Source organism: Paenibacillus sp. A14, assembly GCF_036864815.1.
Classification (GTDB): Bacteria; Bacillota; Bacilli; order Paenibacillales; family Paenibacillaceae; genus Fontibacillus; species Fontibacillus sanfengchensis.
The window spans coordinates 22,408-45,811 of sequence record NZ_JBAGJD010000005.1 but is presented as its reverse complement, the minus strand read 5'-3'; the positions used below and the strand labels follow the sequence as shown (position 1 = coordinate 45,811).

The following is a 23,404-nucleotide window of genomic DNA, read 5'->3' as shown; positions in this document are numbered from 1 at the left end:
TTTTGCGTCCATCGGATACTCAGCAAAAAAGCCTGCCGAATCGGCAGGCTTTTACTTTATTGCTAAACCTCTTTCCTCTACCTGATCCCCAGCTCAGGGAAGGAGAAATAAAACTCGGGAAAGCCGAACACGTACGGCAGATAGTCATACAATTGGAAAAAGATGACCACCCCGTTCTCCTTCAAATAGAAGTCGGGATTGTTCCCGATCGTTTCGAAACCGCCGAAATACCCCTCCGTCGCCTGCAACTGTTTGGCGATTGATGGATCAACGATGCTGCGAAATCCGGGATTCGCCCGGAGCACTTCGTCCAAGGTCAGCAGCTTGCCATCGCTCAGCCGGAAAGTTAGGCCTTCCCGGAAACTGATCCCGTGTGCTCCGCCGGTATAGGCGTATGTTTGTTCCAAGATGCTCAGCAGTCCGCCCCGGTTATAGGTCACGGTATAGTTCCCCAGGTATTCGTAAGGACTGCCGTTCGGTGACGGTTGATTCTCCTGGGCCTCCTTCAAGGAGGCTTGAACGAATTTTTCCGCTCTGGATTGCAGCAGGGCGTTGATTTTGCCCTCCGCCTCCTTGCTGCGAAGCCCGCTGACCTGCGGATACTCCACTTTGATTGTCGCTTCGGGAACATTTTTCTCAATCGTCCGCGTTTCGATCCGGATGTCATTCAAGCGGTGCGGAATCAGGTCTAGAGTCTTCCCCGCATCTTTCCAGGAGGAGGTGAAGCCCAGATGATCGGTCAGCACTTTCACCGATACATAAGGTTGCCCGTTCACGACCTTCCATTCATAAGGAAGCACCTGCGTGCTGCCGTCCACAACCGCCTTGGCCCCCGTTTCGGCGGGTTGAAGCGTTACGGTTACGTTTTGCTTCTTTAACGTATACGTGTTGGTCCCGGCATCCTGTTTGACCTTCACTTTAAGCCCCTTGCGGATCAGCTCCAACGGCAGCAGTACATCCTCCTGCCCTTGCAGCCCCTGCTGTTTCAGGCCTTTCCCTTTCAGCGTAATGTTAACCGGCTGCCCTTCGCGGATTGCAGAAGACTGCCCCTGGGGCAACAGAACGCCGGTTGGGCGCGCAGCCGGGAGGGCCGATGCTTCCAGACCCCCTATGCCATAGGGCAAAGCCAATGCAAATGCCGCAATCAGGGTACCCGTGATCTTCACAAACTTGTTCATAAGGTAGCTCACCTCTTCTTGGAGTTACCCCAATTATTTCCCCGCATGGCGAAAAACATGCTTCTTTTCCTTCCGCGCCGCCTTAAATCAGCCACCAGGAGGTTTTCTGCCTGTATATTTGTACATTTACCCGTTTCCGGGCAAAGAAAAAAAGCGTGCTTCCACGCTTTTCCCCCGACTCGGTTACTCCCGACCGCTCTTCAGCTCGGTCCAGAAACGGTCGTAAATTTGCAGTTTATCGCCGACATCGCCCAACCATTCGGTCCGGGACAATTCCTCCGGCGACAAATTGATCATTTTATCGCTATTGTATTCCTCGCTGTGGAACTCATGGGCTTTCGTATTCGGGTCGCTGTATCCGATCGATTCATAGTTTTTGGCGCTGTTCTCCGGCTCCAGCATAAAGTTGATAAACTTCTCCGCCAGTTCCTGATTTTTGGCGCCTTTCGGAATCGCGTAGTTATCGGACCAGATCGTTCCGCCTTCCTTCGGCACGACGTAAGCCACGTCCGGGTTGTCTTTGGCGATAAACGAGGCGTCACCGGACCATACCGTGCCGATCCAGCCTTCTTCCTGAATCATTTTTTGCTTAATGTTGTCCGTATCAAAGGCCAATACGTTCGGCAGCAGGTTTTTCAGGTCCTCCACCGCGGCGGTAATTTCGGCTTCATCCGTGGAGCTGTTGGATTTGCCGGCTTTTTTCAAAGCCATGCCGATCACTTCGCGGTTGTCGTCGAGCAGGAGCACCTTTCCTTTGTAGGCCGGATTCCACAGGTCTTCCCAGCTGTCGATTTCCTCTTTGACGTACTTTTTGTTGTAGGCGATCCCCGTTACGCCGGAGGTATAGACGATAGAGTATTTATTATCCGGGTCAAACGACGGATTCTTGAACGCTTCATCCATGTTCGCGAAATTCGGGATATTGCCCTTGTTCAGCGGGGACAGCAGATCCTGCTTGATCATCGTCGCGACCATGTAATCAGATGGCTGGATCAAATCATAACCACTGCCGCCGGCTTTAATTTTGGCCAGCAGGTCCTCGTTATTGGCAAACACGTCGTAGTTGATCTTGACATTGTATTCCTTCTCGAAAGCGGCAAGCACGTCCGCGTCAAAGTTGTCTGCCCAACTGTAGATATTCAGCGTCTCCTTGGAAGAACCGCCGCAACCGGATAATACCGCAAGCCCCATCGTTACCGCCAGCAACAGGCCGGCCCACTTCATTTTTTTCAATTCTCGATCTCCTCTCTTCTCCCCGCCAAAATAACCGGATCTGCGACCAATAGGGTGGTATAGCCGCTTTACCGGACGTAATAAGCGAATTTAGATTCATGTTCTTGGATATGCCACCGTCCTAGAACGGCAGGACCGATTGTTTCTTCTGCCCTTTACCTCTATTCAAAACGAATTGGGCCATGAAAATCAAGGTTACGCTCACAAGAATCAATATCGTACACAATGCGTTAATTTCCGGGGAAATACCCCGTTTGACCTGCCCGTAAATGTAAATCGGCAACGTTGTCGAGTTCGGCCCGCTCACAAAGAAACTAACCATAAAATCATCCAGCGACATCGTGAATGCGATCAAGGCCCCGGAAATAATGCCCGGCATAATTTGAGGCAGCGTCACATGGCGGAAAATTTGCCAGCCGTTGGCGCCCAAATCCTGGGCCGCTTCCTCCAGTTGTCCCCCCATGCCCGACAGGCGCGTCGTAATAATGACGAACACATAAGATATACAGAAGGTAATATGTGCGATAATTATCGTTAGTTTACCGAGCGGAATGTGAAACTGGGTAAACAACACCAACAGCGACAAACCCATAATGATATCCGGGATAATAATCGGTAAATACAGCAGCCCGCCCATGCCCGCCTTCATCCGGCGGCTGACCTTTCGCATCGTAAGCGCGGCCATCGTGCCCAGCAGGGTCGAAACCACAGTCGAGATCAAGCCGACAGTCAGCGTATTGGCAAGGGCCTCCATGACATGCCGGTTGCTGAACAGCGATGTGTACCAGTCGAACGTAAAGCCGCTCCAGTCCGCGGCCAGCCGAGAGCTGTTAAAGGAATAGACGATAATGACAGCGATGGGCACGTAAATAAAAATCATGACCAGCAGGGAATGAATCCCGAGCAGCGGATGACTTTTACTCTTCATCAGCGTCCCTCCTTGACCTTTAAATACCTGGCCGTCATGGCCTTATTGAACAAAGCGATCAGAATCAGCGAGGTGATGACGAAAATGACCGACAGCGCCGAACCGAACGGCCAATTCCGCGCCCCCAGAAACTGGCTTTGAATAATATTGCTGATCATGGCCGATTTGGCGCCGCCCAAAATATCGGTCACCACAAACATCCCCGTCGTGGAAACGTAGACCAGCACGGAGCCGGTCATGATGCCCGAGCGGGTTTGCGGCAGCGTGATGTGCCAAAAAGCCTTCCAGCCGGTAGCCCCCAGATCGCTGGCCGCCTCCAGCAGCTTCTTGTCCATCTGTTCTAGCGCCACATAAATCGGAAGCACCATAAACGGGATAAACGTATAGACCATCCCCAGCAGTACGGCGCCTTTCGTATAAAGCATTTGCAACGGCTCCTGAATGAAGCCGAGATCGATGAGCAGATTGTTGACCACGCCTTGCGTCCGGAGCAGCAGCACCCAAGCGTACGTCCGGATCAGGAAATTGATCCAGAACGGAATCGTGATTAACGCCAAGCCCCAGGTCTGCATTTTCGGACCGGCATTGGCGATATAATAGGCCAGCGGATAGCTGAGCAGCAGACATAATACCGTCGTCAAAACCGATAAGACAATCGTATCCCAATAGATCCCCAAATACAGCGGATCAAAAAACGTGGCGTAGGCATCCAGATTAAAATCGAACACGACATTGCCGAGCTCATCCCGGCCCATAAAAGAAATCCCTATCACGATCAGCATCGGAACGACCAGAAACAGGCTCAGCCACAGGAGGACCGGCATCAGGCCCAGGCTTGATTTCTTCATGACCCGATAACCACCTCATCCTCGGTATTCCAGGCCACGCCCACCTTTTCCCCAACGTTCCACGGACGATCATCGGTAAAATCAAAAGCGATGGAAACGGTCATCGGTTCGTCATCCAGCTGAACGATCAGCTTATGTATGCTCCCCAGATAGAGGACATCAAGCACTTCCCCCGTCCGCTTCGCCCCTTCCGTTCCGCGAATGGCCACCAGCTTCTCCGGACGCACGGCAAACAGCCGCCCATCCTGTGAGAAAATGTTATTCTCACCCACGAATGTAGCGGAGAACAGGGTCGTCGGTTTGGCGTAAATTTCCCGCGGCGTGCCGATCTGTTCGACCTTGCCGCCGTTCATGATCACGATCCGGTCTGACAGCATCATCGCTTCTTCCTGATCATGAGTGACGTATACAAAAGTAATCCCGAGGCTGCGCTGCAAATGCTTCAGCTCGGACTGCAAGTTTTTGCGGAGCTGCAGATCGAGCGCGCCGAGCGGCTCGTCCAGCAGCAATACCTTGGGCTTGTTCGCAATCGCCCGGGCGATCGCCACCCGCTGCTGTTGTCCTCCCGAAAGCTGATGCGGATACCTTTTGACGAGCGGGGTCAGCTGCGTCATCGCGACCGCTTCCTCCACGCGCGCCTGCTGCTCCTTTACCGGGAGCTTTTTCATTTTCAGCCCGAAGGCGATATTGTCTTCCACCGTCATATGCGGAAACAAGGCATAATGCTGAAAAACGAGGTTCAAATCCCGCCGATTCGGGGGCAAGCTCGTCAGATCAGCTCCGTCCAGCAGGATCTTCCCTTGGGTCGGTTGCTCGAATCCGGCGATCATCCGCAGAATCGTCGTCTTGCCGCAGCCGCTCGGGCCCAGCAAGGTCAGGAATTCCCCTTCCTTAATGGTGAGCGAAAGCGGATGCACAACGACTTGTCCCTGAAAGTGCTTCTCCACTTCGGACAGTTCAATCATTTATGCATCAACTCCTTTTAGTGGTGTGATCAACGTAAAACCTACCTCACTAAGAAAAAAAAGCCATATCCATTGGTATGGCTTTAGCAGGTCGATCGATTCATTTTTTGCATATTCACTATACCTTGTTTTGGCGCGGGTTACAACACTTTTCTTGCTGCGGCGCGGGGTAGAGCGGGAATTCTGCTGTAGAAATGTCACAACTTCGGAGGACTAAAAAAAATAAACCGGGTCCCCCTCCTTCATTGGGGGACCCGGTTCGAAAGCACCTTACTTCATTTCATACGTTACGCTCAGCGTCGTCTTCAATGTGACCTCGCCCGGCTCGATGGAAGTCGCTGCGCCGGAATCCGAAGAAGCCTGGGCCATCTCTTTCTGCATATAAATCGGCGTTTCGCCTCCCCCGGATTGAGTCACACTCACCACGACGCCCAACTGGCGTTTAACCGCTTTGGCGATCGCCGCGGCTTTCATGTCCGCATTCGCCATCGCCTTTTCGATCACTTGCTCCTGATATTGGTCGGGGTTCTCCGCGCTGAAACGAATATTGTCGATGCGGTTCGCTCCCGCCTGGGAGGCCGCGTCGAGAAGCTGCCCGACTTTGCTCAAATCCCGGTAAGTCACGTTTAACGTATGCTGTGCGATATATCCTTTGACCTTCTGGCCTTCTTTCTCGTTATAACTGTAATTCGGCTGTACATAAAACTGGCCGGTTTGAATGTCTTTCTCATCAATCTTCCAAGTGTCCTTCAGTAGAGTGGTCAGTTTGGCGATCTTCGCCGCATTGGCGCTCTGCGCTTCCTTCGCCGTGTCCGCCTGGGTTTCAACGCCGAACGACAAGTACGCGATATCCGGCTTCACGCTGATTTCCCCGCTGCCTACCACATTGATTACATTCCGCTGCAGGTCATTCTCCGCCGCATACACCGAAGTGGGTTTATTGATCGAGCCGCTTAAAAACGTTCCTCCGACAAGCATCGTTCCGGCAACCAGCACCGCGCCAACAGGTTTCATCCAGGTTTTCATCATAGACCCTCCATTTGAGTGGTATTTTACCTTCTAAACGCAGTACAAGAATAAATGTTGCAGCTATGGAAAAAGTTTATATAAAAATTGAACTATTTATTTACGCGCAGCTAATTTTGCCGTTAATCGAACGCTTTTCAAGCACAAAAAAATGATCCCGTTCATCCGAACGGAATCATCTCTTGTCTTTCTCTGAATCGGAAAAAAACCGGTTATTGGTTCTCCAATTCCTCTTTGCTAACCAAATTGATTAAAGCGTTTGCAGCCTGCTCAGCGTCCGCACCCTCCGCGCTTATGTAGATCTCCGTGCCGGTGCTGATGGCAAGGCTCATAATCCCCATAATACTTTTGGCATTCACTTTTTTATCGTCTTTCTCGACGAAAATTTCGGACGAGTATTTATTCGCTTCCTGAACGAAAAGCGCCGCCGGCCGGGCGTGAAGACCCGTTTTCAGACGAACGGTTACCGGGTTTTTGATCATCAAACCTTACCCCCTAATACAATTTCGATCACGTGCCCACAAATGTGAACAATTATAATTTATATCATTATAGCATACACAGCCCGCGGCACACTAGCAAAACAACTTTAGCTCCCGCGAATTTTTTCCGCCAGCTCGTCGATTTTGCGCAGCCGATGGTTCACGCCGGACTTACTGACCGTTCCCTTCAGCAGTTCTCCGACTTCCTTCAGGTTCATATCCGGATGGGCGAGCCGGACCTCGGCCACTTCACGCAGCTTGTCGGGCAGGTTTTCAAGACCCACTTCCTTCTGCAGCAGCTTGATATTATCGATTTGCCGCACCGCCGCGCCGATCGTCTTGTTCAGATTGGCCGTTTCGCAGTTGACGATCCGGTTTACGGAATTGCGCATGTCGCGCATGATCCGCACATCTTCAAACTTGAACAAAGCCTGATGCGCTCCGATAATGTTGAGCAGCTCGATGATTTTCTCGCCTTCCTTGATATAAAAAATAAAGCCCTTCTTCCGCTCGATGCAGCGTGCATTCAGATGGAACTCGTTCGCCAAGTCGACCAGCGATTTGCAATGCTCCTCATACATCGACGAAATCTCAAGGTGATAGGAAGATCCCTCCGGGTTGTTGACGGAGCCTCCCGCCAGGAAGGCCCCCCGGAGATAAGCCCGCTTACAACAGTTTTTCCGGGTTAGCTCCGGATTAATCCCCGGCGTAAAAATAAATCCCTCCGAAACGATCCGCAGTTCCTTCAAAATCTCCTGCACCCGTCCCGGAATCCGCACGATGTATACATTGTTCTTCTTGAGCCGCATTTTCTTGCGGACCAACAGTTCCGTATGAATTTGGAAATGCTTCTTCAGCAATGAATAGATCCGCCTTGCTATCGCGGCGTTTTCCGTTGAAATATCCAAAATGACCTTTTTGTTCGAAACCTGTACCGATCCGTTCATCCGGATCAAGGCGGACAATTCCGCCTGCTCGCAGCAGGAATCGGCTTCGACCATGGTCAATTCTTTTTTGGTTTGCGCCGCAAACGACAAGGAAACTCACCTCTTTCGTAAAATCCAGTTCTGCACCAACTGATAAATATGATGGCTTAATTTATCCGCATCATGCCTCAAATATCGCCGGAATAAAACGAGCGTATCGGCAATCACCTTATAGCCCCTGCCCGTAACGACATCCCAGTCGACCTGAACGGGCTTGGCGCCTTTTTCGGCGTAGAAATCCTGAACCTGGGTCGGAATCTCCCCATCGTTTACAATGACATAATCAAATAAATGATGCCCTACATGCTCATAGACGGCCTGCAAATGGTCGCTGACCGTATAATCGTCGGTCTCTCCCGGCTGTGTCATGACGTTGCAGACGAAGATTTTAATCGCATTCTCGTTCTCCAACACCGCTTCGGCCAGCTTCGGCACGAGCAAATTCGGAATGATGCTCGTGTACAAACTCCCCGGCCCGATCAGGATCGCGTCGGCTTCACGGATCGCCTCCACCGCTTCAGGCAGCGGCTCCACTTCCTCCGGCTCGAGAAAGATCCGCTTGATCTTGCCGCCGGCTTCGGGGATTTTGGACTCCCCGGTGATGATCGTCCCGTCATCCATCTCCGCATGAAGTACGACCGCCTGCCCCGCGGCGGGGAGCACCCGTCCCCGGACGGCAAACACGCGGCTAAGCTCCCGCACGGCGGTAACAAAATCGCCGGAAATATCGGTAATCGCAGCGAGTATCAGGTTGCCGAGGCTGTGCCCTGCAAGACCCGACCCCGAAGAAAACCGGTAGCTAAGCATATCCGACAGGAGCGGTTCCACATCCGCCAGCGCGGTCAATACGTTGCGGATATCCCCCGGAGGCGGCATCTGCAGCTCGCTGCGCAGGATGCCGGAGCTGCCCCCATCGTCCGCTACGGTAACAATGGCCGTGATATCGAGCGGTCTTTCTTTCAATCCGCGAAGCATGACGGATAAGCCGGTCCCCCCGCCCATCACGACGATCCGCGGCACTCTTTCTTCGTTGGCCCGATTGATCACTTCTGACTCACCTCTTGATTTTCTGAGCGGCCTCTAATGCCGGTCCCGGCCTTCGTCCCGGTGGCTGACGCGAACCGTTTCCGTTTCGCTGGTTCCGAGCATCCGGCCCAAATATTCGGCGATGGCGACCGAACGGTGTTTCCCGCCGGTACAACCGATGCCGATGATGACCTGGCTTTTTCCCTCTTTATGATATTGAGGCAGCAGAAAGTGCAGCATATCCAGCAGTTTGGTCAGGAAAGCCTGGGTTTCCGGCCACTTCATAACATATTCATATACGTCACTGTCTTGTCCGGTGTGTGGACGAAGCTGCTCGATATAATGCGGGTTCGGCAGGAACCGGACATCAAACACCAGGTCCGCGTCGATCGGTATGCCGTATTTAAATCCGAATGATGTAATATTGACGGATAGATTGCTGCTCTCCAAGTGGGAGAAGCGGGTAATAATTTTCTCCTTCAACTGCGCAGGCTTCATATTGCTCGTGTCGATCACCTGCGTGGCCGACAGTTTGAGTTCCTCCAGCATTTTGCGCTCCAAACGGATGCCGTCGAGCGGCATGCCTTCCGGAGCAAGCGGATGGCGCCGGCGGCTTTCCTTATACCGCTGGACCAGTACGGCGTCGGTGGCATCCAGGAACAGAATTTCGCTCTTGATCGTAAAATGGTCGCGTATATAAGCCAGCGACTCCGACAGGGCCGTGAAGAATTCCCGGCCGCGCAGGTCAATAACCAGCGCCACCTTGGCGATTTTCCCTTTGGACTGTTCGATCAGTTCGGCAAACTTCGGGATGAGCACCGGGGGTAAATTGTCAACGCAGAAAAAACCGAGATCTTCCAGGCTACGAACGGCCAGCGACTTACCGGCACCGGACATGCCCGTGATAATCAACAGATTGGCGACCGGGGAACCTTCTTTTTCCGGCATCCTTTTCCCTCCTCGCAATTTCTCCTAATCCTATATATATATATTATATTATACTAAAGAAATTAATCCCTATCAGGAACGGAGAAAGAGACCCGCCGCTCCTACCATACCGGCGTCGTTGCCGAGGGTCGCCGGAACGATTTGCACGCCCTTTTGAACCGGCTCCGGCGCATGCTTCGCGAAGACGCTGCGGATTTCGTTGAACAGAATATCCCCGGCTTTCGAGACGCCGCCGCCGATAATGAACAGCTCGGGATTCAGGACCACGGCCACCGAGGCCAGCGATTTCCCGAGATAGAAGGCGGCCCGGCTCACGATGCGAATCGCGAGCTCGTCGCCGGCTTTCGCTGCGTCGAACACGTCCTTCGCCATGATGTTCTCGACCAGCGAGAGGGAAGTGCGCTCGCCGCGCGCTACGGCGTCCTTGGCCATCCGGATAATGCCGGTAGCCGAGGAAACGGTCTCAAGGCAGCCCATCTGACCGCAGCCGCATTGAATTGCTTCCAGATCGGGCACCACATGCATATGTCCGAGTTCTCCGGCGAGGCCCGAGAAACCTTGATAGATTTTGCCCTCAATAATAATGCCGCCGCCGACGCCCGTTCCGAGCGTATAGCACACGCAGTTGTCGACGCCCTTGCCAGCGCCGCCCCAGGCTTCGCCCAGCGCCGCCACATTGGCGTCGTTGTCTATTTTGATCGGCTTGCCCAAACGCTTCTCCAGGAGTTCACGAATCGGAAAATCCTTCAAACCTACATTCGGCGCCAAAATGATGATCCCATCGCGCACGTTCGTGAAGCCGGCCACTCCGGCGCCGACGCCGGCTACTTGCTCCCACTCAAAAGGAGATTCTTCCACAATCAGACGGACGTAACGCTCGATATTGCTGACGATCGCTTCCCCGCCTTTGTCCGATTCGGTAGGCCCTTCATAAGTATGAAGAAGCCGGCCCTCCTCGCTGCAGATGCCGACTTTGATCGCGGTTCCGCCCAGGTCAACACCAATGTAGATTTTTTCAGACATTGTACAAGCCACCTTTTTCTATAAATAATAACGAATATTAATATACCTACGTACCCACTATAAGCGAACCCTCCCATTCGGTCAAGAGACGGCGGGTGTCCGAAAATCCAGCAGGGACAAGGCTTCCGAGCAGTATGACAACAATCACATTCATAGGAAAAAGAAACCGCCCCAGTGCCCGCATCCAGCGGGACCAAGACGGTATCGAACATGAAAACAGCGGTTTTCCGGATTCAGGACAAAATCCGCTTCTGGCCTTCCAGCGCCCGGATCGGCGCGATGTTCTGGGTAAACTCCAACGTGCCGAGGTAACGTCCATCCGTGGCGCGGACCGCAAAGTAACGGATATAGACGAACTTGTCTTTAAACGGAATCCAGAAATCTTCGGCATCCTTTTTGCCGGCCTTGAAATCGGCCAGCAGCTCATTGACGACATGAACGCTTTGCGGCGGGTGGCAGTTCTGCACCGTGCGGCCGATTACCGCTTTCGTGCGGGCAAAAATCCGCTCCTTGCCATGCGAGAAGTAACGCACCACATCGTTCTCGTCGATAAAGGTCAAGTCCACCGGCAGGTGATTCATCACGGCTTCCAACTGCTCCATCGAAAGAATGCCGGTCTCAAATTTAACGAAACCCTGCGGTATTTCGGCTTCAGCTTCAGCTTCTGCTTTGGCTTCCAATCCGGCCCCGTTACCCCCTGCTCCCCTCTCCTCGCCAGTCGTCCCGGCCCCCGGCAGCGGAACCCGTTCCGGAACCCATTCTTTCTCGGGAGCGGTCAGGCAAAAGCCGATCTGATCACTCTCCCGGGCGATCTTCAGCCACTCATCCTCCGTCAGCTTCTCCAGCGCCATCGGCAGCAGGATGTTTTCTTCCTTGAAGATCATCGCATTCACTTCCTGAATGATCCGCTCCACATCGGTGCACATCATCTCTTTGTCCCCGTTGTAGGACATCAGGTTTCTTTTGACCTCCTTGATCATGGCGCGAATCGCGTCGTCCACGCCCCACATGACCTTCGTCGGCCCATAAATCCCGTATTTCTCAAGATAGGGAAAGAGAAGATTCTCCTTCCGGCTGTAATGCTTATCGAGGTCCAGCAGCAGGTTTAAATCCTCCACCAGCTTGAAGATGATGTCCTCGCCGTCTTCTTTGCGGAGTTTGTCCAGGTGCAGGCTCAGCTTGAAATTTACCAGCTTCTCGATCTCGCGGTTTTCCAGCTTAAAGGTGTGCACCGGATGCCCCGGCTGTTCCTCCGGTTGGGAAGGACGGTGGATTTCTTCAATAGAACCCTTAAAAATCGCCGTATGCACGGAGCATAGCCGCTGTACCTCCTCCACCGGAATCCCCTCTTCTTCCATCAGCGCATGTTCCATGGCGGAGATTTCCGCCACCGTGACATCGCCCACCGCTTCCTCAAAGCGGGCCTTCACTTCCTCCACATCCTTGCCTTGGTGCAGCTCTTTGATAATTTCCTTCAACAAAGCCTGACGCCGGGTTTGTTCCGGCACGGCATGCTCCCGGTTATTGATCAGCTCGCTCATCGTTCATCCTCCTCAAATATTTAAGTCTCCAAAAGCCGGCACTGGCTCCTATTACGCACGGTCGTGATCCGATTAATGATAACAATTCTCAATACGAAAATAGCACAGCCGAACCACTCGACTTGTGATTAGAATCACTTGGTTTTACCGGGTTGCTACATGCATTAACGGGAAAATCCCCCGCTAATTTTCCATGCTCGGTCCTTGAGTCCAATTTAAATGGAAAAGCTCCATTTATTTCGCGGTCCAACCGCCAATACACGCATTTCACAGGAGGAATTTGCGGGAGATTTTCCAGCTAAATGACCTCTACTTCTGCACAGGCACGAATTAATGGGAGGAATTCCAGTTAATTCAGCGGCTATCTACGCGAACCAATCGTTCAATTTATATAGCAATGAGAGTTTCTTTTTTTCTATGAATTTGCCACAATAGAGTCGGAAAGGAATGATTCCGTATGACGAATGAGAAGACGATTCTATATATTGAAGATGAAAAAGAAATCGGAGAATGGGTACAAGAGGACTTACGGGAGCGCGGCTACGGCGTCATCTGGCTGACCAACGGAGATCGGGCTGTCGACGAGGCGGCTTCGTGCCAGTTGGTCATCCTGGATGTGATGCTGCCCGGTCTGGACGGGTTCACGGTTGGCCAGCGGCTGAAGAAACAGTATCCCGGCCTCCCGATCCTTATGCTGTCGGCCCGGACCTCCATCGACGACAAGCTGCAGGGACTGCAGTTCGCGGACGACTACCTCACGAAGCCGTTTCATCCGGACGAGCTGGCCGCCCGAGTCGAGGTGCTGCTGCGGCGCAGCGGAGCCCCTTCCGCCGAACCGCTGCAGCTCCGCCATCTGCTCATCTACGAGAAGGAGAATATCATCAAAAATCGGGAGAGCGGCGAGGAAATCGTGCTGACCGGCAAGCAGTTTCATATTTTTCAATACCTGCTGCGCCATCTCGGTCAAATTATGACCAAAGAGCAAATCTTCGAGGCAGTCTGGGGGGAACCTTATCTGGATGGTGACAAAACCCTCATGGTTCACATCCGCCATCTGCGGGAGAAGTTGGAGCGAGACCCGGCATCGCCGGAAATCATTGAGACGATCCGGGGGATCGGGTACCGGGTGCGGGCATGAAGCCTTACGTCAAAACCAAGTTCCGGAACTCCCTGCTGTCCCGTTATCTGATGATCATCGGGTTTGCCCTCGTTCTCGTTCCGATCTTGATCCCCGTCAGCTTTGCGGCTTCCTGGGGCGTCAATCGGCTGCTTTTCCCCCCGGCTCCCGGGACCGTGGAAACGGTGCGCGATTACGGCTCGGGTCTGGATCTGGAAACCATGTGGCACGGGGAGGCTCAGGCCTTGGGCGGAAAAGATCCGCAGGCGATCGACGGAAGGCTCCGGCAGTTGAAGCAGGAGTATCCCGACGCTTCCCTGTTCTGGGTCGACGGCGCGGGGCAGACCCGCCTCCAGTTGCCTGAACGGAGCGGTTTGCCGGCCAAGTGGTCGGCGGAGGACGCGGTAGCTTATATGAAAAGGGCCGTCAACGCCGATCCTTTTACGATCGTGGCCTTTATCGGCTCCAAGAAAAGTCCGGGGAACCAAGGCTTTATGGTCTTTGAGCTCCCTCGGGCCCATATGTACAAATCGTCGACCGAGCGAAACGGGGACTCCCGCTTTTACGGGTTGTTTATGTTCATGATGTTTGCGTTTTTCATCCTGATTTCCTACTTGTTCTTCCGGGATATCCGGACCCGTCTGCTTCGCCTCGAAACGGGGATGGCCCGGACCGGACCGAACGGGCTGCCGGTGCGGGTCGCCGAGGGGCGGCCGGACGAAATCGGCCGCCTGGAACAGGCGTTTAACCGGATGGTTGGTGAGCTCGGCCAGAGCCGTCAGCGGGAGCGCGAGGAGGAGGAGCTCCGCAAGAGCCTGATCGGCAATCTGTCGCATGATTTGCGTACCCCGCTGACGGTGCTCGGCGGCCAGCTTTATTCGTTCCGCAAGGAACCGCTGTCCGAACAAGGTCGTGAAGTCCTAGCGCTGATGGAAGTCAAAATCAAGGATCTCAGCACACTGATCGACCATCTTCTGTCGTACAATCTGCTCTCGAGCGGCCGGTATGCTCTGAACCCGGAGGACCGGGACGTCCTCCGCATCGTCCGCGTCAGCGCCGCAGCCTGGTACCCGCTGTGGGAAAAGGCCGGCATCGAAGCCGACATCGACCTGCCGGACGAACCGCTGATCTGGAACATTGACGAGCAGGGCTTCCGCCGCGTGCTCGACAATCTGTTCCAGAATCTGGTCCGGCATGCCGGCTCCGGCGGGTACGTCGGCATTTCGCTGGCGGAGCGGTACGGCAAGCCCGCGCTGGTGATCGCCGACCGCGGCCCCGGCCTCGGCGCCGTCTCCCCCTCCAAGGGAGCCGGCCTCGGACTACAGATCGTCGATCTGCTGCTGCGGGAAATGAAGCTGCGCCGGGAGACGGAGTCTTCGCCGGAGCGCGGCACGCGGACTTACATCTTTACGGCGGCTTCGGCCCGTTCGTAAAGTAAAATGCCTTGCGAGTAAAAGCCTGCAAATCTGCAGGCTTTTTTCTAGTGCCTCATCAGACCATCGCAGTAGGAGAAAATGAGAATACGCTGCTTCACATGTGATTTCGAGCGAGGTGCTCAATAAGTACGCAGTCTCACGTCCACAGCCATCCAAATCGTATTTAGTCCACGGCGATCAAGGTACCTAGCGCACTTCCAACCTTCAACACTTCCAACCCCAAAAGATGCAAATCTGCAGGTATTTAGGCCGATCCACGAGGGGTTGCGAAAAAAGATGCAAATCTGCAGGCATTTCTAGCGATTTTAGAGAAGCGAGCCGGTTTCGTCGAAAATTCCTGCAGATTTGCAGGAATTTTCAAATTCTTGTTCCGAACAAGAAAAAAACATGCAGATTTGCAGGAATTCTATTGTTTCAAGGTTGGCTGAGGGGTACGAGTGCCTCGAATCTTAACCAAAACTTAAACTGGGCCCCCCTTCACTCTTAACCTTCGGCAAGTATGATAGTTACCGAGGTGATACCACGTGAGTGAATTGATTATTCAAACGGAAGATTTGTCGAAAAAATACAAGGGACGCTACGCCGTCGATCATCTGAATCTGGAGATCGCCAAGGGGGACATCTACGGCTTTCTCGGCCCAAACGGCGCGGGTAAAACCACGACCATCCGCATGCTGCTCGGCTTGATCCAGCCCAGTGAAGGCTCGATTCGGATTTTTGGCCGCGACCTGCATAAGGAAAAGCTGGAGATCTTACGCCGTATCGGCTCCCTGGTCGAATATCCGTCCTATTACGGCCATCTGAGCGCGATCGACAATTTGGAAGCGATCCGCCGGATTCTGGGCACGCCGAAATCCCGAATCGACGAGGTGCTGGAGATCGTCTCTCTGACCAATGAAGCCCGCCGCCCGGTGAAGGGTTTCTCGCTCGGTATGAAGCAGCGGCTCGGCATCGCAGCCTCCCTGCTCGGCAGCCCGGATCTGCTCATTCTTGACGAGCCGACCAACGGGCTGGACCCCGCCGGGATTCATGAGATCCGCGAGTTGATCAAAAGCATGCCGAGTCAATACGGCATTACCGTCCTCGTCTCGAGCCACCTGCTCGGCGAAGTCGAGCAAATGGCCAACCGGGTCGGCATCATCCGCGAAGGGCGCATGGTGTTCCAGGACACGATCCATAACCTCAGGCTTCAGGCCTCGCACGATATGGAACTCCTGGTTTCCGAACCGGATTCGGCGCTGTGGCTGGCCCGCGATATGGGAGCCTCGGGGACCCTGAAGGAGGGGACGCTCGTCTTCCCGGGGATGAAGGATCCGCAGGTCGCCCTGCTCGTGAGAAGACTCGTCGAAAACGGGCATGACATTTACCGGGTCGAGCAAAACAAGAAATCGCTGGAAGACATTTTTATGCAGGTGATCGGGGAGGGGAGCCGGCCATGATGTTGCGCTCGTTATCCGCCGACTTTCTGAAAATCCGGCGCAAGGGGATCTGGTTCTTGATTTTCCTGGCCCCGATCGGGCTGGTGGCGATGCAGGCGCTGAACTTCGGGCTGCGGCTGGATTATCTGAAAGAACAGTATGCGGGTCACCTTTGGGAAGGGCTGATCGATAATGTGGCTGACTTCGTACCCATCGCCCTCTACCTGGGCGTCACGCTGATCAGCTCGCTCGTTGCCAACGTCGAGCATCAGATGAGCTCCTGGAAGCAGCTGCTCGCGCTGCCGATCTCGCGGACCGCAGTGTTCAGCGCCAAGTTTACGCTTTGCTTTCTGCTGCTGACGGTTTCGTGCCTGCTGCTGCCGATCGGAACCGCGCTCCTCGGTTTGGCGCTCGGCTTCGGCACGGACATCCCCGTCGGGATTTTAGTGAAAGTCGGCTTCCTTCCCTTTTTGGGAGCCTTGCCTTTATTGGCGCTCCAGCTATGGCTGTCCTTGACGTTCCGCAACCAGTCGCTGCCCGTCTCGCTCGGCGTCGCCCTGGCGCTGATCTCGCCCTTCGCCTCCCAATTGTCGGAGTTCTTTCCGCTCAATTGGTCGCGTTTTAGTTACGAAGGGCCGCATACGGAATGGTTTGTCGGAGCGGGGATCCTTACAGGCCTCATCATTATGCTCATGGGTCTGATGCATTTTAACCGAAAGGATGTGGATTAGATGGTCACCTTTTTTCGCGTCCTGTCGTCGGAACGCCTAAAAATGTCGAAATCGCGGATTTGGCTGGTTCTGCTGGCAAGTCCCGTCCTCTCGATCCTGATCGGCGTGCTCTCCAATCCGCCGGAGGGAACCGATCCGTGGACGGTGATCGCTGGAACGATGTCCATCCTCCACGGTATGTTGTTCCTGCCTATTATCTCCGGTCTGCTTCCGGCCTTCTTGTGCCGTTACGAGCATACCGGGGGCGGCTGGAAACAGCTCTTGGTTCTCCCGGTTTCCCGCACCTCCGTCTATCTGGCCAAGTTCTCCGTCGTGGCCGGCCTGCTGGCCGTCTGCCAAGTCATTTTCCTGGCCGCGATCCTGGTGGCGGGCAAGATTCAGGGCTTTGACGCCCCGATCCCTTGGAGCATGCTGATCGCTAGCCAGCTCGGTGGCTGGATCGCCTGCCTGCCGCTGGTCGCGCTGCAGCTTGGCGTCTCTTTGACCTGGGCAAGCTTTGCGGCTCCGCTGGCCATCAACGTGTCCCTGACGATTCCGAACATGCTGATCGTCAACTCCAGCACCTACGGCCCGTTCTATCCCTGGGCTCAGCCCGTTCTCGCCATGATGCCGAAAGGCATGGAGAGCTACGGGGCATTCAACCTGCCGCTGGAAAATCTGATGATCACCGTACTCGGCAGTTTCATCCTCTTCTTTGCCGCCGGCCTGATTTACTTCCGCCGGAAGGAGATTTAGGCCGGTTGTCGGCACCGATAAAAAACGTAAAGCCTCCGTCCCGGGGTCGATTACCGGAAGGAGGCTTTATTTATCGGGTCTTATTGGTTCAACGTTTCGCTCCAGTCATGCACCATGCTTCCTTCCAGGTACTTCTCGCAGTCCATCGCCGCCATACAGCCCGAACCTGCGGCCGTAATCGCTTGGCGATAGCGGATGTCCTGGACGTCGCCGCAGGCAAACACCCCGGGGATGTTCGTTTCCGTCGTCCCCGGCTTCACGACGATATAGCCTTGTTCATCGGTCCGGATCGCATCGCCCAGGAACTTCGTGTTCGGCGTATGTCCAATCGCCACGAAGACGCCGTCCGCCTCCACCAGTTCCTCCTGGTTTGTGGCATTGTTGCGCACCTGCAGGCCTTTGACCGTTCCGTTCTCCTCCGTGACGACAGCGATCGGCGTCCGATTGAGCGCCCACTCTACCTTCTCGTTGCCGCGGGCGCGATCCTGCATGATCTTGGAGGCCCGCAGTTCATCACGCCGGTGGACCAACGTCACACTGGACGCGAAACGCGTCAGGAAGCTCGCTTCCTCCATCGCCGAGTCACCGCCGCCGACCACGACGATTTTTTTTCCGCGGAAGAAAAATCCGTCGCATGTGGCGCACGTACTTACCCCACGGCCGACATTCTCCTGTTCGCCCGGAATGCCCAGATACTTGGCCGATGCCCCGGTCGAAATGATAATGCTCTCGGCCTCCAGCGTTTCGCCGCCCTCGATCCGGATCTTAAACGGGCGGTTCGAAAAGTCCACCTGTTCCACCCAGCCGCTGCGGAACTCCGCACCGAAGCGCTCGGCTTGCTTGCGCATATTGTCCATCAGCACCGGACCTTGAATCCCATCGGGGAATCCCGGGAAGTTCTCCACTTCCGTCGTTGTCGTCAATTGACCGCCCGGCTGAACTCCTTCGATGACCAGCGGTTTCAGATTCGCACGGGCCAGATAGATGGCCGCCGTAAGCCCTGCGGGGCCGGTTCCGATCACAATCGATTTGTACATGATTGCCTCCTCCTTGAATATGTAACTCGCATATTAGCTGTTCCGTTTAAGCATAATTCCTGCTGCTAGAACTCACACTTATACTAAGTTTTACCCAAGTTGGCTTCCCTTTACCCGCTTACCGGGGCCCCTTCCTTATTGAACGGAGGGGAAAATCGACTCCATTTTCTTCTTGACGCCGCATACCTCATCGATCCGCCGGGTATACCGGCGCGCCGTCGAGGCCGAAATACCGTAGCGCTCCGCCACCGCTTCGTAAGTTACCGGTCTGCGATGGATTTTGGACGTCAAATATTCCAGCGCCGCGGCCCACCCCTCAATATGTGTAATCGTCGGTGTTTCCGGGTACACTAAAGTTAAAAACTCCGCCCACAGCGTCTCCAAATCATGCTGCTGCTGGAGATCAAAGCTGCGTTTCATATGCCGCATCGCCAGATCGACGACCGCCTGCCACTCGCTTTTCCATACGGGCAGCCCTGAAGCCACCCGACTGGGGTCAACCAGCTTCGTCTGCTCCCCGGAGATGACCGGCAGCGGGTTATCCACGCCCAAATTACGAAGCACGAACAAGGCGATCTCCTTCAAATAGGAGTCTTCCTCGGGCTCGAGCAAAAAGGCCTTCAACGCCTCCTCCACTTCCCGGTCCGCAATCAGGCTGAACGCCTGAATGACCTGCAGCTTCGTTTTATAATCGCCGTGCCGCAGCGCCCAGAAGAAAGAGGACCGCACCAGCGGATTCTCCGTAATTTCGGCGGCCAGGCTTTCCGGCGTGGTGTCCCATTGTTTAAACTGCTCTTCAAAAGGAAGATGATAATGATAGCTTACGGTTTGAGCGATAGACTCCGGGTTCCCCGGGTTCTCGGATACCGCGTTGTCGCATAGCTCCAGCCATTTTAAATAATAATCCGCTACACCGCCTGATGGATCCAGCTTTTGAACCTGGCGCCACAACCGCTTCGCCTCATCGACGCGTCCGATTTGGTATGCCGCCACCGCCGCATAATGGTACAACGAAGGATCGCGGTCCATCGTCTCGTCCCGGAGCAGCCGTTTAAAATGCGTATAGGCCGCCCCGTGCTGGCCCAAAATCCCCATCGTTGTCGCCAGTTTGAACACATGCTCCTGGTGAAAAGGGACGATTTTGCTCAGGCGCTCTCCCAGCTCCAGCATAGCCCCCATTTCACCGGCGTGCTGATAGAAAATCGCCAAATTGCAAAGTCCGTGCAGATTCCCCGGCTCTCTCTCCAGCACCTCGGCAATCGTGTCCATCGCCTTTTGAAACCGGCCCAGATAGTAATAACCCAGGGCAAGATTGTTATGCGCCGCATGAAAATCCGGATGCTTCCGGACAATCTCCTCCAGCAGCTTCACCGCCTGCGCGAATTTGCCTTCCTCCAGCAGCTCGCGGGCCTGGTCATGCTCGACGACCCCTTCCATCGCCTTGATGCTCTTCAGCTTCGTTGGACGCTCCAGCTCATACTGGAGCAATTCCATCATCTCTTCCGCCTCCGTCAAAAACTGCCCGCTGGCGTCCTTCTCCAAATACGTAACCAGCGCTTCTTCCGCCGCTTCAAACATTTCCATATTCGCATAGTTATTTGCCATATAAAAATAACATTCCGTCATGCCAGGGTCGATTTCCTCCAGAACGACGGACAGTGCGGCGTTGGATGCCTCATAGTCCCCCATTTCCGACAAAATCCCCGCCATATTGCAATGGTTTACCGGATTGTTCGGTTCATACTCCACAGCTTTGCGAAAATACTTTAATGCCTTGTCGTAGTGGTAACGGTCCAATGAAGAGACAGCCCGCTCGAAGAAAAAGCCCGCATCCATCGAGATCGGCAGCACATTGTCCCGCTTCCCCTTCGGCTCTCTATTTTCTTTCAAACAAGGCACCTCCCTATTCTTACATCAATTCTTCTCTCCAACTCACAGTATACCATAGTGAAAGCTGTCCTCCCACGGAAAAAACGTGCGGAAAATAACGGTTTTTGCAAGTAAAGGAGCCTGGGCAGGGATTCATGGAAAGATATAGATTGAAAGAGCTGGGAAAATTAGGATATCGAAAAAAAGAGAGGGGAAATTTCGAATATGACGATTGTTGAGATGGAGGTAAGAGGGCTTGAGCGGAGGGGTAAATAAGCGCCTTATGCGGCGCTATTTTGTTGAATTTGGCGTTTCGGCCCAAAATAGCGGCGTTTTGGCGCCCTGCCCAGGTGGAAATCGGCCATAACCCGATTTCGGGGCCCGCAGCAGAGCAATAAGGCCCTTTTCGACCGCTAGGATTCCCGCGGAGCCGAATCGGGCTCAAATAGCGGCCGAAAAGGCACTAATGCGGCGGACGGCGAGAGCAATCCGGGGCTTCGGCGCCGTCCTCCAACAAGGCCGCTTGGCTATATTGTCAATGGAATCATCTTGCGGCTGCGCTTCTCAAAGGTGGCCAGCTCCCGCACGCCGAGTTCATGGAGGAGCGCTCTGGCCGTGTCCAGATGCTCGCTCAGCTTCATCGGGTCGTGCGCGTCCGAGCCTACCGTGAGCGGGATGCCCAGCTCCACCGCGGCCGCAAGCACCCGGCGGCTCGGGAACATCTCCGCCACCGGCTTGGACAGCCCGGAGGCGTTCAACTCCATCGCCACACCGGCCGCCCGCACCGCCTTCAAAGCGCGGCGCTCCAGCGCCGCCGTCTCCGCCTGACGGGCGTCGTCCGGCCGGTGGCCGAAGCGCTTGATGACATCCAGGTGGCCCATGATGTCATAAAACCCTGTCGCGGCGGCCTTCGCCACCGCGTCGTAGTACCGCTCGTAAACGGCGAACACATCCTGCCCTTCCCAGTGGTGAACCTGACGGAAGTCGGACACGTCCCACTCGCCGAGAAAATGCACCGATCCGATCACGTAATCCCAAGGATACGCACGAACGATACCCTCGATCTGCTCCTCCCAGCCTTCGATGTAGTCACCTTCCAGGCCGACTCTGACGTCGATTTGACCGCGATACTTCTCTTTTAAAGAGAAGGCCTCCTCCACATAGCGGGGCAGCTCTTCCATCGGCATGGCCATTTCCGGGTAGTAAGCCGCCGGATCGACATGCAGCAGCGGCATATGGTCGGACAGCCCGATCTGCGAAAGTCCGATCTCGATCCCCCGCCGCACGTACTCCTCGAGCGAGCCTACGGCATGCCCGCAGCGGGCGTGGTGCGTATGATAGTCGATCAGCATTCGCCCACCACCCGCCTAATCCCGGCGCGGCCGCTCATGGCGGCGCTCCAGTTCCCGCATGATATCGTCCAGCGGCAATTGGCGCTCGCGCAGCAGCACGAGCAGGTGGTAAATCAAGTCGCTGACCTCGTACCGCAGCTCGTCGTTGTCTCCGTTCTTCGCGGCGATGATCGATTCGGCGGTCTCTTCGCCGACTTTTTTCAAAATTTTATCCAGGCCCTTCTCGAACAAATACGTCGTGTACGCGCCTTCCGGCCGCTCCTCGTATCGCTCGGCGATCAGGCGTTCCAGTTCGGCCAGCACCGTGAATCGGGCAGTGTCGTTCCCGCCGCGCTCCGTTTGTGGAGCCGCCGGTTCGAATATCGTGTAGCCCGTCGTCCCCCGGTATGCCTCTCCAACCGCCGCCGTGCGGTAGAAGCAGTTGTCCTCCCCGGTATGGCAAGCCGGGCCTTTCCGGTCCACTTCAACAAGCAGCGTATCCCCGTCGCAGTCAAACCGCAACGCGCGGATGTGCTGGGTGTTTCCCGACGTAGCTCCTTTGTTCCACAGCTCGGACCGGGAGCGGCTCCAAAACCAGGTTTGCCCCGTTTCCACCGATTTGCGCAGCGACTCCCGGCTCATATAGGCCATCATCAGTACGTCCCGGCTCGCCGCATCCTGCACGATCGCCGGCACGAGTCCGTCCGCGTCCCACTTGATCGCCTGCTCCAGCTCTTCCAACGGCACCATCAGCCGCAACCCTTGTTGTTCCGTCATCGTATTTCCACCCCTCTCGACTTCAGATCCCGCTTCAAGTCCGGCACCGCGATCTCCTTATAGTGAAAAATCGTCGCCGCCAGCGCCGCATCCGCCAATCCTTCCGTAAACACCTCGTAAAAATCATCCGGCTTCCCGGCCCCGCCCGAGGCGATCACCGGGATCGTCACCGACCGGCTGACCTCCCGCGTCAGCGGCAGATCGAAGCCGTCCTTCGTGCCGTCCGCATCCATGCTCGTCAGCAGGATCTCGCCCGCGCCCCGCGACTCGGCTTCCCTCACCCATTCCAGCGCTTTAATGCCGGACGCCTTCCGCCCGCCGTGCGTGTAGACCTCCCATTCGCCCCACTCGGGGTTGAACTTGGCGTCCACCGCCACGACGATGCACTGGGAACCGAAGCGCCGGGCCCCGTCCGAGATCAGTTGCGGATTCAGCACCGCCGCCGTGTTGATGCCGATTTTGTCGGCTCCGGCCCGCAGGATGCGCTTCATATCGTCCACTTGCGAGATCCCGCCGCCGACCGTGAACGGAATGGCGATTTCCCCGGCGGTCTGCCGGACGACCTCGATCATCGTAGCCCGGCCCTCGTTCGAAGCCGAGATATCGAGGAACACGATTTCGTCGGCCCCCTCACGGTCATACAGCGCGGCCAGCTCGACCGGATCTCCGGCATCGCGGAGATTGACGAAGTTCACGCCTTTAACGACCCGTCCGTCCTTGACGTCCAGACACGGGATAATTCGCTTTGCCAGCATAGCTCCCCACTCCT

The 23,404-nt window shown here is 55.1% G+C and carries 22 protein-coding genes; 5 read left to right on the top strand and 17 right to left on the bottom strand.

Annotated elements, in window-relative coordinates:
• Nucleotides 1-77 precede the first annotated feature (77 nt).
• The 12 genes from V4U88_RS14750 to V4U88_RS14695 form a co-directional block, all read right to left on the bottom strand.
• The gene (locus V4U88_RS14750; protein WP_334074020.1) at nt 78-1,178 is read right to left on the bottom strand and encodes a PdaC/SigV domain-containing protein; all 1,101 of its coding nucleotides are present in this window, start codon (nt 1,176-1,178) and stop codon (nt 78-80) included.
• A gap of 183 nt (nt 1,179-1,361) precedes the next feature.
• The gene (locus V4U88_RS14745) at nt 1,362-2,411 is read right to left on the bottom strand and encodes an ABC transporter substrate-binding protein (protein WP_334074019.1); all 1,050 of its coding nucleotides are present in this window, start codon (nt 2,409-2,411) and stop codon (nt 1,362-1,364) included.
• A gap of 121 nt (nt 2,412-2,532) precedes the next feature.
• On the bottom strand, nt 2,533-3,339 hold the full coding sequence (locus tag V4U88_RS14740) for an ABC transporter permease (protein WP_334074018.1): 807 nt from the start codon (nt 3,337-3,339) through the stop codon (nt 2,533-2,535).
• Nucleotides 3,339-4,187 carry an ABC transporter permease gene (locus V4U88_RS14735; RefSeq protein ID WP_334074017.1) on the bottom strand — a complete coding sequence of 283 codons (849 nt, stop codon included), beginning with the start codon at nt 4,185-4,187 and terminating at the stop codon, nt 3,339-3,341. Before V4U88_RS14735 ends, V4U88_RS14740 begins: the two co-directional genes overlap by 1 nt.
• The gene (locus V4U88_RS14730) at nt 4,184-5,152 is read right to left on the bottom strand and encodes an ABC transporter ATP-binding protein (protein WP_334074016.1); all 969 of its coding nucleotides are present in this window, start codon (nt 5,150-5,152) and stop codon (nt 4,184-4,186) included. Before V4U88_RS14730 ends, V4U88_RS14735 begins: the two co-directional genes overlap by 4 nt.
• Nucleotides 5,153-5,422: 270 nt before the next feature.
• Entirely contained in the window at nt 5,423-6,178 is a 756-nt protein-coding gene (locus tag V4U88_RS14725; RefSeq protein ID WP_334074355.1) for an SIMPL domain-containing protein, read from the bottom strand.
• A gap of 212 nt (nt 6,179-6,390) precedes the next feature.
• Complete coding sequence (locus V4U88_RS14720) at nt 6,391-6,660, bottom strand: HPr family phosphocarrier protein (protein ID WP_114497387.1); 270 nt, start codon at nt 6,658-6,660, stop codon at nt 6,391-6,393.
• Between the two features lie 107 nt (nt 6,661-6,767).
• Nucleotides 6,768-7,697: a DNA-binding protein WhiA gene (gene whiA, locus V4U88_RS14715; protein ID WP_334074015.1), complete on the bottom strand. Its 930-nt coding sequence runs from the start codon at nt 7,695-7,697 to the stop codon at nt 6,768-6,770.
• A 6-nt stretch (nt 7,698-7,703) separates the two neighbouring features.
• On the bottom strand, nt 7,704-8,648 hold the full coding sequence (locus V4U88_RS14710) for a gluconeogenesis factor YvcK family protein (protein WP_334074354.1): 945 nt from the start codon (nt 8,646-8,648) through the stop codon (nt 7,704-7,706).
• A 78-nt stretch (nt 8,649-8,726) separates the two neighbouring features.
• The gene (gene rapZ / locus V4U88_RS14705; protein ID WP_334074014.1) at nt 8,727-9,620 is read right to left on the bottom strand and encodes an RNase adapter RapZ; all 894 of its coding nucleotides are present in this window, start codon (nt 9,618-9,620) and stop codon (nt 8,727-8,729) included.
• A 72-nt stretch (nt 9,621-9,692) separates the two neighbouring features.
• Nucleotides 9,693-10,643 carry an ROK family glucokinase gene (locus V4U88_RS14700; protein WP_334074013.1) on the bottom strand — a complete coding sequence of 317 codons (951 nt, stop codon included), beginning with the start codon at nt 10,641-10,643 and terminating at the stop codon, nt 9,693-9,695.
• A gap of 233 nt (nt 10,644-10,876) precedes the next feature.
• Complete coding sequence (locus V4U88_RS14695; protein WP_334074012.1) at nt 10,877-12,184, bottom strand: DUF438 domain-containing protein; 1,308 nt, start codon at nt 12,182-12,184, stop codon at nt 10,877-10,879.
• A 457-nt stretch (nt 12,185-12,641) separates the two neighbouring features.
• Between V4U88_RS14695 and V4U88_RS14690 the strand changes: the two genes are divergently transcribed.
• The 5 genes from V4U88_RS14690 (at nt 12,642) to V4U88_RS14670 (ending at nt 17,621) form a co-directional block, all read left to right on the top strand.
• Nucleotides 12,642-13,322, top strand: a complete 681-nt coding sequence (locus V4U88_RS14690; RefSeq protein WP_334074011.1) for a response regulator transcription factor — start codon at nt 12,642-12,644, stop codon at nt 13,320-13,322.
• On the top strand, nt 13,319-14,734 hold the full coding sequence (locus tag V4U88_RS14685; protein WP_334074010.1) for a sensor histidine kinase: 1,416 nt from the start codon (nt 13,319-13,321) through the stop codon (nt 14,732-14,734). Before V4U88_RS14690 ends, V4U88_RS14685 begins: the two co-directional genes overlap by 4 nt.
• A gap of 527 nt (nt 14,735-15,261) precedes the next feature.
• Nucleotides 15,262-16,176, top strand: a complete 915-nt coding sequence (locus V4U88_RS14680) for an ABC transporter ATP-binding protein (protein ID WP_334074009.1) — start codon at nt 15,262-15,264, stop codon at nt 16,174-16,176.
• Entirely contained in the window at nt 16,173-16,886 is a 714-nt protein-coding gene (locus tag V4U88_RS14675; RefSeq protein ID WP_334074008.1) for an ABC transporter permease, read from the top strand. Before V4U88_RS14680 ends, V4U88_RS14675 begins: the two co-directional genes overlap by 4 nt.
• On the top strand, nt 16,887-17,621 hold the full coding sequence (locus V4U88_RS14670) for an ABC transporter permease (RefSeq protein ID WP_334074007.1): 735 nt from the start codon (nt 16,887-16,889) through the stop codon (nt 17,619-17,621). It begins immediately after the preceding gene.
• An 80-nt stretch (nt 17,622-17,701) separates the two neighbouring features.
• Here the strand turns inward: V4U88_RS14670 and trxB are convergent, their stop codons facing one another.
• The 5 genes from trxB to hisF all read right to left on the bottom strand — a co-directional run bounded on the left by trxB (nt 17,702) and on the right by hisF (nt 23,390).
• Nucleotides 17,702-18,658 (bottom strand): thioredoxin-disulfide reductase, encoded by a 957-nt coding sequence (gene trxB / locus V4U88_RS14665; protein WP_334074006.1) that lies wholly within the window; start codon nt 18,656-18,658, stop codon nt 17,702-17,704.
• Nucleotides 18,659-18,793: 135 nt separating this feature from the next.
• The gene (locus tag V4U88_RS14660) at nt 18,794-20,548 is read right to left on the bottom strand and encodes a tetratricopeptide repeat protein (RefSeq protein ID WP_416367279.1); all 1,755 of its coding nucleotides are present in this window, start codon (nt 20,546-20,548) and stop codon (nt 18,794-18,796) included.
• A gap of 506 nt (nt 20,549-21,054) precedes the next feature.
• Nucleotides 21,055-21,879, bottom strand: coding sequence for a histidinol-phosphatase HisJ (gene hisJ, locus V4U88_RS14655; protein ID WP_334074005.1), 825 nt, complete (start codon nt 21,877-21,879; stop codon nt 21,055-21,057).
• 15 nt (nt 21,880-21,894) lie between these two features.
• Nucleotides 21,895-22,635, bottom strand: a complete 741-nt coding sequence (hisIE, locus tag V4U88_RS14650; RefSeq protein WP_334074004.1) for a bifunctional phosphoribosyl-AMP cyclohydrolase/phosphoribosyl-ATP diphosphatase HisIE — start codon at nt 22,633-22,635, stop codon at nt 21,895-21,897.
• Nucleotides 22,632-23,390, bottom strand: a complete 759-nt coding sequence (gene hisF / locus V4U88_RS14645) for an imidazole glycerol phosphate synthase subunit HisF (protein ID WP_334074003.1) — start codon at nt 23,388-23,390, stop codon at nt 22,632-22,634. Before hisF ends, hisIE begins: the two co-directional genes overlap by 4 nt.
• Nucleotides 23,391-23,404: the final 14 nt, after the last annotated feature.

Bases quoted from the DNA above. Each gene is read 5' to 3' on its own strand.
- V4U88_RS14740 (WP_334074018.1), bottom strand. From the start codon at position 3,339: ATGAAGAGTAAAAGTCATCCGCTGCTCGGGATTCATTCCCTGCTGGTC.
- V4U88_RS14730 (WP_334074016.1), bottom strand. From the start codon at position 5,152: ATGATTGAACTGTCCGAAGTGGAGAAGCACTTTCAGGGACAAGTCGTT.
- trxB (WP_334074006.1), bottom strand. From the start codon at position 18,658: ATGTACAAATCGATTGTGATCGGAACCGGCCCCGCAGGGCTTACGGCG.
- V4U88_RS14675 (WP_334074008.1), top strand. From the start codon at position 16,173: ATGATGTTGCGCTCGTTATCCGCCGACTTTCTGAAAATCCGGCGCAAG.
- V4U88_RS14700 (WP_334074013.1), bottom strand. From the start codon at position 10,643: ATGTCTGAAAAAATCTACATTGGTGTTGACCTGGGCGGAACCGCGATC.
- V4U88_RS14750 (WP_334074020.1), bottom strand. From the start codon at position 1,178: ATGAACAAGTTTGTGAAGATCACGGGTACCCTGATTGCGGCATTTGCA.
- V4U88_RS14720 (WP_114497387.1), bottom strand. From the start codon at position 6,660: ATGATCAAAAACCCGGTAACCGTTCGTCTGAAAACGGGTCTTCACGCC.
- V4U88_RS14710 (WP_334074354.1), bottom strand. From the start codon at position 8,648: ATGGGCGGGGGGACCGGCTTATCCGTCATGCTTCGCGGATTGAAAGAA.
- hisIE (WP_334074004.1), bottom strand. From the start codon at position 22,635: ATGACGGAACAACAAGGGTTGCGGCTGATGGTGCCGTTGGAAGAGCTG.
- V4U88_RS14695 (WP_334074012.1), bottom strand. From the start codon at position 12,184: ATGAGCGAGCTGATCAATAACCGGGAGCATGCCGTGCCGGAACAAACC.
- V4U88_RS14735 (WP_334074017.1), bottom strand. From the start codon at position 4,187: ATGAAGAAATCAAGCCTGGGCCTGATGCCGGTCCTCCTGTGGCTGAGC.
- V4U88_RS14725 (WP_334074355.1), bottom strand. From the start codon at position 6,178: ATGAAAACCTGGATGAAACCTGTTGGCGCGGTGCTGGTTGCCGGAACG.
- rapZ (WP_334074014.1), bottom strand. From the start codon at position 9,620: ATGCCGGAAAAAGAAGGTTCCCCGGTCGCCAATCTGTTGATTATCACG.
- V4U88_RS14670 (WP_334074007.1), top strand. From the start codon at position 16,887: ATGGTCACCTTTTTTCGCGTCCTGTCGTCGGAACGCCTAAAAATGTCG.
- V4U88_RS14690 (WP_334074011.1), top strand. From the start codon at position 12,642: ATGACGAATGAGAAGACGATTCTATATATTGAAGATGAAAAAGAAATC.
- V4U88_RS14685 (WP_334074010.1), top strand. From the start codon at position 13,319: ATGAAGCCTTACGTCAAAACCAAGTTCCGGAACTCCCTGCTGTCCCGT.
- hisJ (WP_334074005.1), bottom strand. From the start codon at position 21,879: ATGCTGATCGACTATCATACGCACCACGCCCGCTGCGGGCATGCCGTA.
- hisF (WP_334074003.1), bottom strand. From the start codon at position 23,390: ATGCTGGCAAAGCGAATTATCCCGTGTCTGGACGTCAAGGACGGACGG.